12 protein-coding genes are annotated in these 11586 nt (G+C 72.4%); 7 read left to right on the top strand and 5 right to left on the bottom strand.

All coding sequences use genetic code 11. The features are described 5' to 3' along the window. Positions 1 to 266: 266 nt before the first annotated feature. The 3 genes from ACFVIM_RS27230 (at position 267) to thpR (ending at position 2761) form a co-directional block, all read left to right on the top strand. Positions 267 to 644 (top strand): MarR family winged helix-turn-helix transcriptional regulator, encoded by a 378-nt coding sequence (locus tag ACFVIM_RS27230; protein WP_384306490.1) that lies wholly within the window; start codon positions 267 to 269, stop codon positions 642 to 644. Positions 645 to 671: 27 nt separating this feature from the next. Then, positions 672 to 2009: an MFS transporter gene (locus ACFVIM_RS27235; RefSeq protein ID WP_384306461.1), complete on the top strand. Its 1338-nt coding sequence runs from the start codon at positions 672 to 674 to the stop codon at positions 2007 to 2009. A 185-nt stretch (positions 2010 to 2194) separates the two neighbouring features. Continuing rightward, positions 2195 to 2761 carry an RNA 2',3'-cyclic phosphodiesterase gene (gene thpR, locus ACFVIM_RS27240; RefSeq protein WP_384306464.1) on the top strand — a complete coding sequence of 189 codons (567 nt, stop codon included), beginning with the start codon at positions 2195 to 2197 and terminating at the stop codon, positions 2759 to 2761. Between the two features lie 280 nt (positions 2762 to 3041). Here thpR and ACFVIM_RS27245 read toward each other — a convergent pair whose 3' ends face one another. From ACFVIM_RS27245 to ACFVIM_RS27255, 3 genes are all read right to left on the bottom strand, one after another. Continuing rightward, positions 3042 to 4028: an aldo/keto reductase gene (locus ACFVIM_RS27245; RefSeq protein ID WP_384306467.1), complete on the bottom strand. Its 987-nt coding sequence runs from the start codon at positions 4026 to 4028 to the stop codon at positions 3042 to 3044. Between the two features lie 109 nt (positions 4029 to 4137). Beyond that, the gene (locus ACFVIM_RS27250; RefSeq protein ID WP_384306469.1) at positions 4138 to 4725 is read right to left on the bottom strand and encodes a Uma2 family endonuclease; all 588 of its coding nucleotides are present in this window, start codon (positions 4723 to 4725) and stop codon (positions 4138 to 4140) included. Between the two features lie 116 nt (positions 4726 to 4841). Further along, entirely contained in the window at positions 4842 to 5426 is a 585-nt protein-coding gene (locus tag ACFVIM_RS27255; protein ID WP_384306472.1) for a Uma2 family endonuclease, read from the bottom strand. Positions 5427 to 5649: 223 nt separating this feature from the next. Here ACFVIM_RS27255 and ACFVIM_RS27260 point away from each other — a divergent pair, with 223 nt between their 5' ends. Continuing rightward, positions 5650 to 6633 carry a glycosyltransferase family 2 protein gene (locus tag ACFVIM_RS27260; protein ID WP_384306474.1) on the top strand — a complete coding sequence of 328 codons (984 nt, stop codon included), beginning with the start codon at positions 5650 to 5652 and terminating at the stop codon, positions 6631 to 6633. Then, positions 6630 to 8195, top strand: coding sequence for a DUF6056 family protein (locus ACFVIM_RS27265; protein ID WP_384306476.1), 1566 nt, complete (start codon positions 6630 to 6632; stop codon positions 8193 to 8195). Before ACFVIM_RS27260 ends, ACFVIM_RS27265 begins: the two co-directional genes overlap by 4 nt. Here ACFVIM_RS27265 and ACFVIM_RS27270 read toward each other — a convergent pair. After that, positions 8177 to 8869 carry a GDSL-type esterase/lipase family protein gene (locus ACFVIM_RS27270; protein WP_384306479.1) on the bottom strand — a complete coding sequence of 231 codons (693 nt, stop codon included), beginning with the start codon at positions 8867 to 8869 and terminating at the stop codon, positions 8177 to 8179. The genes ACFVIM_RS27265 and ACFVIM_RS27270 overlap by 19 nt on opposite strands. Positions 8870 to 8954: 85 nt before the next feature. Between ACFVIM_RS27270 and ACFVIM_RS27275 the strand changes: the two genes are divergently transcribed. Next, the gene (locus tag ACFVIM_RS27275) at positions 8955 to 9917 is read left to right on the top strand and encodes a WD40 repeat domain-containing protein (RefSeq protein WP_384306482.1); all 963 of its coding nucleotides are present in this window, start codon (positions 8955 to 8957) and stop codon (positions 9915 to 9917) included. Between the two features lie 92 nt (positions 9918 to 10009). On the opposite strand, the gene ACFVIM_RS27280 is transcribed toward ACFVIM_RS27275, so the two are convergent. Continuing rightward, complete coding sequence (locus ACFVIM_RS27280) at positions 10010 to 10798, bottom strand: TetR/AcrR family transcriptional regulator C-terminal domain-containing protein (RefSeq protein ID WP_384306485.1); 789 nt, start codon at positions 10796 to 10798, stop codon at positions 10010 to 10012. Positions 10799 to 10903: 105 nt separating this feature from the next. Between ACFVIM_RS27280 and ACFVIM_RS27285 the strand changes: the two genes are divergently transcribed. Next, a partial coding sequence (locus ACFVIM_RS27285) for an ATP-binding cassette domain-containing protein (RefSeq protein ID WP_384306487.1) occupies positions 10904 to 11586 on the top strand: 683 nt, incomplete at its 3' end.

An 11586-nucleotide genomic window follows, 5' to 3' on the forward strand; every position in this document is an offset into this window, starting at 1 on the left:
AGCCCGACGGCTCGGGCGCTCATTCGCGTCTGCGGGGTGCGCGGGGCGTCCCCCCACCACCGCGCCCCTCACCTCCCGTGCCTCCCATGCCACCCGTCCGCGCGACCGCGGAATCCGGTGGTCTTTAGGCAGGGTAATGAGTTATGCTAAAGAACATGTCTGACCAACCCGGCAGCGGTGACCCGCACGTCACCGCGGACGCCTCCCGTGTCGCCGCCGACGCCATCACCGACGACGCCGCCATCGCCGCCCTGCGCTCCGCCGTGATGCGCCTCGGCAGACGGCTGAAGCACCAGCGCGTGGACGAGTCGCTGAGCCCCACCGAGATGTCCGTGCTCGGCACGCTCGCCCGCTGTGGCTCGGCCACCCCCGGCGAGCTCGCCCGCAAGGAGCATGTGCAGCCGCCGTCCATGACCCGGATCGTGGCGCTGCTGGAGGCCAAGGGCCTGGTCCGGCTAGAGCCTCACCCCGACGACCGCAGGCAGAAGGTCGTCAGCCAGACCGAGCGGGCCGAAGTCATGCTCGAAGAGAGCCGCCGCAAGCGGAACGCCTGGCTGGCCCAGCTCGCCGAGGGACTCGACGAGGACGAGTGGGCCAGGCTGCGCGCCGCCGCTCCCGTCCTGGAGAAGCTCGCCCACCTGTAACGGCACCACCGAAGGAGGCGAACCCTTTTGCGTACGGGACCCGGAGCACCCTCCGCACCCGCACCGTCCACCTCGATATCCACCTTCAGCTCTCTTCGCATCCGTAACTACCGTCTCTTCGCCCTCGGCCAGGTCGTCTCCAACACGGGCACCTGGATGCAGCGCATCGCCCAGGACTGGCTGGTGCTCACGCTCACCGGCTCCGCCTCCGCGGTGGGCATCACCATCGCCCTCCAGTTCCTGCCGATGCTGCTCTTCGGCCTGTACGGAGGGGTGCTCGCCGACCGGCTGCCGAAGCGCCCGCTGCTGCTGGCCACCCAGTCGGCCATGGCGCTCACCGGAGTCGCCCTGGCCGTACTCACCCTCAGCGGTGAGGTCCAGGTCTGGCACGTCTACCTCACGGCCTTCGCGGTCGGGATGGTCACCGTGGTGGACAACCCCGCCCGGCAGACCTTCGTCCACGAGATGGTCGGCCCGGAGCAGCTCGCCAACGCCGTCAGTCTCAACTCCGCCAACTTCCAGAGCGCCCGGCTGGTGGGTCCGGCCGCCGCCGGTGTGCTGATCACCGCCGTCGGCAGCGGCTACGCCTTCCTCTTCAACGGGCTCTCCTTCCTGGCGCCCATCGTCTCGCTGCTGCTGATGCGCCCCGCCGAACTGCACCGCACCGAGCGGACGCCACGCGGCAAGGGCCAGCTGCGGGAGGGGCTGCGCTATGTCTCCGCCCACCCGGAGCTGATCTGGCCGATCGTCCTGGTCGGCTTCGTCGGCACCTTCGGCTTCAACTTCCCGATCTTCCTCGCCGCCTTCGTCCAGGACGTCTACCACGCGGACGCGGGCACCTACGGCCTGCTGAACACCCTGATGGCGGTGGGCTCCCTGGCGGGCGCCCTGCTCGCCGCCCGCCGGGGCACCTCCCGGCTGAGGGTCCTGGTCGGCGCGGCGGCGCTCTTCGGGATCCTGGAGGTCGTCACCGCGTTCGCCCCGCATCTGTGGCTCTTCGCGGCGCTGCTGGTGCCGATCGGGATGTTCGGCCTCACGGTCAACGTCACCGCCAACGCCAGCGTCCAGATGGCGTCCGATCCGGCCGTCCGGGGCCGGGTGATGAGCCTCTACATGATGGTGTTCTTCGGCGGTACGCCCCTGGGCGCGCCCCTTGTCGGCTGGATCACCGACACCTACGGGCCCCGGGTCGGCTTCGCCTCGGGCGGGCTGGTCTCGCTTCTGGCCGCGCTGGGTGTCGCGGTGATGCTGGCCCGCTCGGGCGGCCTGCGGCTGCGGGTGGACCTGCGGAAGGGGCACAGGCGGGTGGCGTTCGTCCCGCGCCAGCGGACGCGTGAGCCGGAGCCGCTGACGACGGTGAACTGACAGCGCGAGAGCGCGACGGGGGGCGAGGCCCGGGACTCGGGCCCCGGCCCCCCGCCGTCGTCTCCCGCCCCCCGCCGTCGTCGTCTCCCGCCCTCCGCCGCTGTCTCCCGCCCCCCGCCGTCGACTCCCGGCCCCGATCGGATGACCGGTCCCCGCCGTGGGCGGCGGTGGGTGAGACTCGCGCCATGAGAATCTTTGCCGCCGTCCTGCCCCCCGAGGACGCCCGGGCCGAACTCTCCCGGGCGCTCGACCGGGCCCGCGCCCTGCCCGGCGCCGACGGACTGCGCTGGACCGGCCGCGCCAACTGGCACTTCACCCTCGCCTTCATGGGCGAGACCGACGCGGCGCTCCTGCCCGACCTCCAGGAACGCCTCGGCCGGGCCGCCCGGCGCGGCGAGCCGTTCCGGCTGCGGCTGCGGGGCGGCGGCCAGTTCGGCGGCCGGGCCCTGTGGGTCGGCGCGGCCGGGGGCATCTCGCAGCTGCGGCTGCTCGCGGAGCGCTCGGAGGCGGCGGCGCGGCGGGCCGGGGTGCCCATGGGGGAGCACCGCCGCTACACCGCCCATCTGACCGTCGCCCGCAACCGGGCGGACACCCCGCTGCGGCCGTTCGTGGAGGAGCTGCACACCTTCGAGGGCGGCTCCTGGGAGGTGACGGAGCTCTGCCTGGTCCGCAGCAACCTCCCCACGGACGGCGTCCCGGGCGCCCGGCCCCGCTACGAGCTGGTCTCCCGCTGGCCTCTCGGCCCGTCCTGACACGGATGTGTACGGGTGGACAGCGGGCGACCCGTGCGGGGGCCGGGCGGGCGGGCGCGTTAACCTCGTCGGGTGAACGCCAACTCCCGTAACAAGATCATGGCCGGTGTGCTGGTGCTGATGACGGTGATCCTCGTCGCCGCCTACGTCTCGGGCTGAGCCCGCCGCTCCCCGGTCCGGCCGCCGGGGAACCACCGGCCCGGCCGCCGGTGGACCCGCTGAGCGGCGCCGCCCACCGGTCCGGCCGCCGGAAGAACCGGCGGCCCGGCCCCCGGAAGACCTACCAGGCGAACGCCTCCGGCGACGCCCCCACCGGCGGGAAGATCTCGTCCAGCTCCGCCAGCAGCTCACCGCTCAGCTCCAGCTCCAGCGCCCGTACCGCGCCCGCGAGCTGCTCCGCCGTACGCGGCCCCACGATCGGGCCGGTGACGCCCGGCCGGGTCAGCAGCCAGGCCAGCGCCACCTCGCCGGGCGGCAGACCGTGCCGGTCCAGCAGTTCCTCGTACGCCTGGATCCGCTCGCGGACGGCGGTCTCCTTGATCCGCTCGGCGGCCATCCCGCCCGCCCGGCGCCCGCCCTGCTCCTGCTTTTTGAGGATCCCGCCGAGCAGCCCGCCGTGCAGCGGCGACCACGGGATCACCCCGAGCCCGTACTGCTGGGCCGCCGGGATCACCTCCATCTCGGCGCGCCGCTCGTACAGGTTGTACAGACACTGCTCACTGACCAGCCCGTACGAGCCCCGCACCCGCGCGGTCTCGTTCATCTGGGCGATCTTCCAGCCGGGGAAGTTGGAGGAACCCGCGTAGAGGATCTTGCCCTGCTGGACCAGGGTGTCGACGGCCTGCCAGATCTCCTCGACCGGGGTGTTCCGGTCGATGTGGTGGAACTGGTACAGATCGATGTGGTCGGTCTGGAGCCGCTTGAGGCTGGCCTCCACCGCCCGGCGGATGTTCAGCGCGGAGAGCCGCTCATGGTTGGGCCAGGTGGGCGTCTCGGTGCCCATGGGCGCGTACACCTTGGTGGCGAGCACCACCTTGTCCCGGCGGCCCCCGCCCTGGGCGAACCAGCGCCCGATGATCTCCTCGGTCCGGCCCTTGGGGTCGATCCCGTAGACATTGGCGGTGTCGAAGAAGTTGACTCCGGCGCCGAGCGCCGCGTCCATGATCGCGTGACTGTCCGTCTCGCTGGTGTGCGGTCCGAAGTTCATCGTCCCGAGGACGAGTCGGCTGACCTTGAGGCCCGTACGGCCGAGCTGCGTGTACTCCATGAACGACCACCCAACGCGCTGGAGCGTGCTCGAAGCAAGAAGATTCCGGGCGTTCGGGCGAACGGGGTCAGGCGAACGGGGCCGGTGGAACCGGGGCAGCCGAACGGGGTCAGTCGACGGGGAACTCGTCCGTGGCGAGGACGAGTTCCACCGGGGTGCCGGTGAGATCGACGGGCTCGCCGAACTTGCCCCGCGTGCCGCCCCGGTACGCGCCGTCCCGGGGGAGCGTGTGGAGGTGCCACGTCTGGGTGTAGGGGTCGACGATGAGATAGACCGGGACCTCGGCGGTGGCGTAGCCGTCCTTCTTGGGTCCGTAGTCGTTGGCGGCGGTGGACTCGGAGATGACCTCCATGACGAACTCGATCTGCGCGTAGTGCCACCGGCTGTGGGCGTCCTTGGCGGCCCCCTCCGCGAACGCCACCAGGTCACACGCGAACCCGTTCAGATGGCCGGGGAAGTCGATCCGCACATCGGACGCGGTGCGCTTCCTCGGATACCGGACGCGTAACTGCTCGAAGATCGTTGCGATGATCTCCCAGTGACTCTGCCGCTGAGGTGACATGACGACGGTTCCCCCGATGACCTCGACCTTGTATCCCTCGGGGACGGGCAGTTTCTCCAGCGACGCGAAGATCTCGTCCAGCGTGGCGCTGTCGTCGGCTCCGGCCATCTCGATCCTGTCGAAGAGAACAGTCATCAGTGGCGCTCCTCCCCGCTGCCGCATTCGGCATGCGGGCAGCCGCCGTCTTCAACGATAGGCACACCTATTCGGTTGCGCCCCGCAGGGTGCTGCGGCGTTTCGACGGGACCGGGTCAGTCGACGGGGAACTCGTCGGTGGCGAGGACGAGGTCTACGGGGGTGCCGGTGAGGTCGACGGGCTCGCCGAACTTCCCGGTCAGCTCGTCGCGGTACTCGCCGTCGCGGGGGAGGGTGAAAAGGCGCCACTTCTGGGCGTAGGGGTCGACGATGAGATAGGCGGGGACCTCGGCGGTGGCGTAGGCGGCCTTCTTGGGTCCGTAGTCGTTGGCGGCGGTGGACTCGGAGATCACCTCGGCGATGAACTCGACGTCCTCATGGCGTAAGCGGCCCGCGCCGTCCGTTCCGGCGCCGTCCCTGAGCTTGGCGATGTCCGGCGCGAACCCGTTCAGATGGCCGGGGAAGTCGATCCGTACATCGGACATCACCCGGACCTTCGGACTGAAGCGGTCTTCCAGGGCGCGGACGAGCCGATGGATGATCTGCCAGTGTGTGTCGGTCTGCGGTGCCATGAAGTACGCCCCCCGGACGATCTCGGTCCTGAAGCCCTCGGGGGTGGGCTCGACCTGCTGGAACATCGCGTCCAGCAGCTCCGCGTCGCTGCTGGCGTTCATCTCGGCCCTGCCGTGGAGAGTGGTCACCGTGTCTTCCTTCCGGCTGCCGCGTCGGACGGGCGGACAGCCGCAGTCCCCAACGATCGGCACACGCGTTCGGACACGTTCCGGACGGGCGCGCGGCCCCGCACCCCCAACCCGGTGACCTCCCCGCCTCCCCGGCGCGCCGCGGGTCCGCCCGCGCACCAGGGGGCTGATCCTTCATCGGATCAGCTGTCAGCACGCCACCGGCCGACGGGAGGGAAGCGCGATGCCCGAGCTCTCCCTCGTCGTGCCGTGCTTCAACGAGAGCGAGGTCATCGATGCCTTCCACGCCACGCTGACCGGGGTGCTGGAACGTTCCGGCGTCGAGTTCGAGATCTGTTACGTGGACGACGGGAGCGACGACGGCACCCGGGCCGCGCTGCGGCGGATCGCCGCCGCCGACCCCCGGGCGCGCTACACCGCCTTCAGCCGGAACTTCGGCAAGGAGTCCGCCATGCTGGCCGGGCTGCGGATGGCGGCCGGGGACGCGGTGGTCGTCATGGACGCCGACCTCCAGCATCCGCCCGCGCTGGTGCCCCGGATGGTGGAGCTGTACCGGGGCGGCCATGACCAGGTCGTCGCCCGCCGGGACCGGGCCGGGGACGGGGTGATCCGTACCGCGCTCAGCCAGCTCTACTACCGGCTGGTGCGCCGCTGCGCCGAGGTGGAGATCGCCGACGGCGAGGGGGACTTCCGGCTGCTGTCGCGGCGCGCGGTGGACGCGCTGCTCGCCCTCCCCGAGAGCAACCGGTTCTCCAAGGGGCTCTTCTCGTGGATCGGCTTCGACACCGTCGGCTTTCCGTACGAGAACGTCCAGCGCGCCGCCGGGCGCTCCAAGTGGGGTGGCCGACGGCTGGTCAACTACGGCATCGACGGGCTGCTCTCCTTCAACAGCCGCCCCCTGCGGCTCGCCGTCCACACCGGGCTCTGGCTCTTCGTCTCCGCGCTCGCCTACGCGCTCTGGATCGTCGTCAACGTCGTCACCGACGGGGTGGAGACCCCCGGCTACGCCACGCTGATCGCGGTGATCGTCGGGCTGAGCGGGGTGCAGATCGCCACGCTCGGGATCGTGGGGGAGTACGTGGGCCGGATCTACCACGAGACCAAGCGGCGCCCGCACTACGTGGTGCGCGAGACCGGCGGCGGCCCCGAGGAGGGCGCCTCCGCCCGCCGCCCGGTGGCGCCCCGGCTCGGCGAGAAGCGGTGGTGAGGCAGCCCGCTTCCGCCCGGGGTGCCGCCCCGGCGGTACGGACCACCACCCGGCCGCCCCGCCGTACCGTCCCGCTCACCGCCGCCCTGTGTGTCCTGCCGCTGGCGCTGCTGGCGCTGGCCTGCTCCTACGCCCCGTACGTCCGCCCCAGCGGCGACGACTGGTGTTTCCTGCCGCATACCCGGGACCACGGGATCGCCGGGATGGTGGAGAAGTTCTACGGGCGGGACAACGGACGGATCGGCAACGGTCTGCTCGTCGGCCTCTACGCGCGCCACGGGCTCGCCGGGCACCCGTGGTACGGGCCGGTCAGTGTGGTCGTCGTACTCGGTCTGCTGTGGGCGCTCGCCGTGGCGGCGGACCGGCGGCTGGGGCGGGTGCTGCCGCGCGGCGGGCCGCTGCTGGCGGCGGCGGGCGTCACCGCCGTCTTCCTGCTCGCGAGCGCCAACACCTACAAGACGCTCTACTGGCCCGCCGGGTCCGTCTCGCACACCCTCGCCCCGGTGTTCGCGCTCGCGGCGGTACTGCCGCTGCTGTGGGGGCGCCCGGTGGCGGCGGCCGTGACCGCGTTCACCGCCGGGGTCTTCCTCGGCACGCTCTCGGAGGAGACCACCGTCGTCGCGCTGGTGACGCTGGCCGCCGCGCTGCTCCTCGCCCGCCGTCACACCACCGCCCGCGCCCGCCGGCCGCTGACGTTCTGGGCGCTGGCCTCGACGGCCGGGCTGGCCCTGGGCACCCTCGTCCTGGTGACGAGTCCGGGCTCACGCCGCCGCCGGGCCCGCTTCGGCGCTGACGGTACGTCGCTGCTGGCGCCGGACGCGCTCGGCGGCGCGTTCACCGGCTATCTGGAGGTGCTGGGGCGGGTGCTGCTCCAGTGGCAGTACCTGGGGGCGCTGGGCGTGGGCGTCCTGCTGGGCCTGCTCGCGCGCCAGCCCCGGCCCGGTCCGCCCGCCCGGTTCCCCGGGTGCGCGGGATCCGTCGACCTCGCGCCGCCCGGTCCGCCCGCCCGGGTCCCTGGATCGCCCGCCGGGCTCGCCGGTCCGCCCGCCCGGGTCCCGTCGCCGCCGTCCGCCCGCCGGCTGGTGGGCCTGGGCGCGGGCGCGGTGCTGCTCTCCGGGTATCTGTGCACCCTGATCACCTATCCCGTCTTCGGGCCGCGCGTGGTGACCGCCGAGCGCACCTGGAACGACTATCTGCTGCTGTACGTCCTGGTGCTGCTGGGCGCGGGCGCCCTCCTCGGCCGCCGGCTGCGCCGCCATGGCCCCGGCGCCCGCCCTGCTGCCGCTGTCGCGGTCGCTCTGATCCTCGTCACAGGGGCGGGCATGGCTGTCCCGCTCGCCGCGCTCGGCACCCGGATGGAGGCGCGGGCGGCGCTCTGGGACCGCCAGGACGCCACCTTGCGCGCGGGCGCGGCCCGGGGCGCCCGGTCGCTGCCGTACACCCCGACCCCGGTCGGCCGGATGCTGGAGCCCTTCGGCGACAGCGGGCGCAAGACGTGGCCCGCCGGGTGTGTGGCGGACTGGTACGGCCTGGACCGGGTCACCTACCGGGCGCCCTCCTGACCTTCGTAGGGCCCGCCCCACCCCCACGCCTGCCACATCGCCGTCGCGAACGCCTCCGCCAGCTTGTGCTCGCCCGAGGGCCCCGGATGGGTGCCGTCGTAGGTGTCCTCGTCCAGCGCGTACGACTCCGGGACCGACGCCAGCAGCAGCGGCGAGGCGGCCGAGTCCAGGTCCGCGACCGTCTTCGCCAGGAGTTCGTTGAAGCGCGCGCACTCCGCCGCGAACGGGGCGTCGGTGCGGGCGCGGACGTTCGGGATCACCGGCAGCAGCACCATCCGTACGCCCGGGTTCGCCGCCCGCGCGGCGCGGAGGAACGCGCGGACGTTCGCCGCCGTCTGCCCGCTGTCGGTGTAGAACCCGAGGTCGATCAGGCCGAGCGAGACGAGCAGCACGTCCGCGCGGTGCGCGGTCACCGTCTCGCCGATCACCGGCGCCATATGCAGCCAGCCCTGACCCCAGCCCGCCAAGTGGCGGCGGTGGGCGGGCGGGAAGGCGGCGGCGTAGGCGTGGGAGTCGTCCCGCCCGGTGGCGGGGTCGTGGAGCGCGGTGCGCGGGCCGGTGATCTCGTACGGGACGCCGAGGGTCCGCTCCAGATGGCGCCACATCCGGTACCGCCAGGTGTGCTCGCCGGCACCGCCCACGGTCATGCTGTCGCCGACGAAGAGAAAACGCATGCCGTCATGATGGCGGACGGCCCTCCGGGCCCCGGCAGCGCCGCCGCGCGAGGGGTTCCGGCCGCCGGGATGGCAGGCTGGGGGCATGCGTTCGTACCCGTACGTCATCGGCGCCGCCGCCCTGGTCCTGTTCGGCGCCACGCCCGCCACCGCCGACGAGGGCGGGTTCACCCTGGAGGACCCCCGGATCACGGAGTCCAGCGGCCTCGCCGCCAGCCGCACCCATCCGGGGGTCTACTGGACGCACAACGACCAGGACCAGCCCCGGGTCTTCGCCGTCGACGCCAAGAGCGGGAAGACGGTGGCCACGGTCACCTTCCGGGGCATCGGTGAGCCCCGGGACATGGAGGCGATCTCCATCGGCCCCGACGGACGGCTGTACGTCGGCGACATCGGCGACAACAAGAACGGCACCTGGCCGCATGTGTGGATCTACGCCTTCCCGGAGCCCAAGGAACTGCGGGATATGACGGTCCGGGCGACGCAGTACACGGTCATGTACGCCGACGGCCCCCGCAACGCCGAGTCGCTGATGATCCATCCGGTGACCGGCCGCGCCTACATCGCCTCCAAGGAGGAGGAGGGCGGCGGCCTCTACGAGGGCCCCCAGAAGCTCTCCGCCACCGGGAAGAACACCTTCCGCAAGATCGGTGACGTGCCGTGGGTGACGGACGGCGCCTTCTCGCCCAACGGCCATGACCTGGTGCTGCGCTCGTACTTCAGCGCCCGGCGGTACGAGTGGAAGGACGGGCGGCTCGGCGCCGACCACCGGGTGCGGGGGCCGTTGCAGCCGCAGTCGGAGTCCGTGACGTACACGACGGACGGTTCGGCGGTGATGTTCGGTACGGAGGGGGAGCGCTCGGAGGTCAAGCGGGTGGAGGTCCAGGGCTCGGGCCCGAAGACCGACGCCAAGCGGGCGTCCGGGGCGTCCGCGTCCCCGGGGGAGGAGGACGGCGACCGCTCGACCCTGACCGGGGGTGTGGTCCTGCTGGGGCTGGCGGGCCTGGCCGTGCTGTGGCTGGCCCGGAAGTCCCGCTCACGCGGCTGAGCGACGGGCCCTGCGGCGGGAGGGGCGGCGGGAGGGGCGGCGGGGGTGGCCCGCCCGTCTCCGTACGGACGTGCCCCCCTCCATGGCTCGGCTCAGCTCCCCGGACCGGCCGCGCCGCCGCGCGCCGCCAGCACCGCCTCAAGACCGCCCACGAGCAGCGTGATGCCGAACTCCAGATGGTCGAAGTCCTCGGTGAAGGTGTCCTCCCCGAGCGCCGCGACCCTCGGGTACCGCCCGGACTCCATCGCCCGGACCAGGAACGGCTCCTGCGCCTTCCAGAACTCCTCGTCCGTGACCCCCGTGGCCTCCACCACCTCCCGGGAGTCGTTCTCCATCCGCGCCACGCCCTGCGCCAGCGCCTGCACGGAGAGGATCAGCGAGATCAGCTCGGGGTCCCGCAGCCCCGTCCCCAGTCCCCGCATCGCCGCCAGGGCGAGGTCGAACGAGCGCAGCGCCCGGGGGCCGAGCACCGACCGGGCCTGGTTGACCTTGAGCAGCCAGGGGTGGCGCCGGTTGAGGTCGAGATAGCCCTGGGCGAGTGAGCGCACGGCGTCGCGCCAGTCCCGGCCGGACGCCTCGATCTCGGCCTCGGTCCTGCCGAGGGATTCGACGTCATTGACCCGGTCCAGCATCAGATCGAGCAGCTCGGCCTTGCCGGGCACATAGCGGTAGAGCGTCATGGTGCCGGTCCCGAGCGCGGTGGAGAGCCGCCGCATGGAGACGGCGGCGAGCCCCTCGGTGTCGGCGATCCCGACAGCGGTGGTGACGATCCGGTCGAGGGTGAGGGCGGGCTTGGGCCCCCGGGTGGGGCGTTCCCCGGTGTCCCAGAGCAGCTCCAGGCTGCGGGTGGTGTCTCCGGTGCCGCTGGTCTCACTGCTCATGGCCTCACCCTAGGCCGTCTCTTTCGGATCTCCCTCGAACAGGAACTGGGTACAGTGTACTCTCATCCCCGTACGCCGTACCCAGTTCTTGTTCCGGGGGGTCCCATGACGACCGAGTACGCCATCCACGCCCAAGCGCTGGAGAAGCGCTACGGGGAGAAACGCGCCCTGGACCGCTTCGACCTCGCCGTCCGCCGGGGCACGGTCCACGGGCTGCTCGGCCCCAACGGCGCCGGGAAGACCACGGCCGTCCGCGCCCTGGCGACCCTGCTCCGGCTCGACGGCGGCCAGGCCCGCGTCGCCGGGACCGATGTGCGGCGCGACCCGCGCCGCGTCCGCTCCCGGATCGGGCTGACCGGCCAGTACGCGGCGGTGGACGAGATCCTGAGCGGACGTCAGAACCTGGAGCTGTTCGGCCGCCTCTTCCACCTCGGCCGCCGCCGGGCCGCCGTGCGCGCGGTCGAACTGCTGGAACGGTTCGACCTGGTGGAGGCCGCCGACAAGGGCGTCGGCGGCTACAGCGGCGGGATGCGCCGCAGGCTCGACCTCGCCGCCTCGATGATCCTCGCGCCGGATGTCCTCTTCCTGGACGAGCCGACGACCGGACTCGACCCGCGCGGCCGCGGCGAGGTGTGGGCGGCGATCCGTTCGCTGGTCGAGGGCGGTACGACAGTGCTGCTGACCACCCAGTACCTGGAGGAGGCCGACAAGCTCGCCTCCCGGATCACCGTCATCGACCAGGGCCGCGCCATCGCCGACGACACCCCCGACGGCCTCAAGAGCACGGT

Source organism: Streptomyces sp. NPDC057638, assembly GCF_042800315.1.
Taxonomy (GTDB): Bacteria; Actinomycetota; Actinomycetes; order Streptomycetales; family Streptomycetaceae; genus Streptomyces.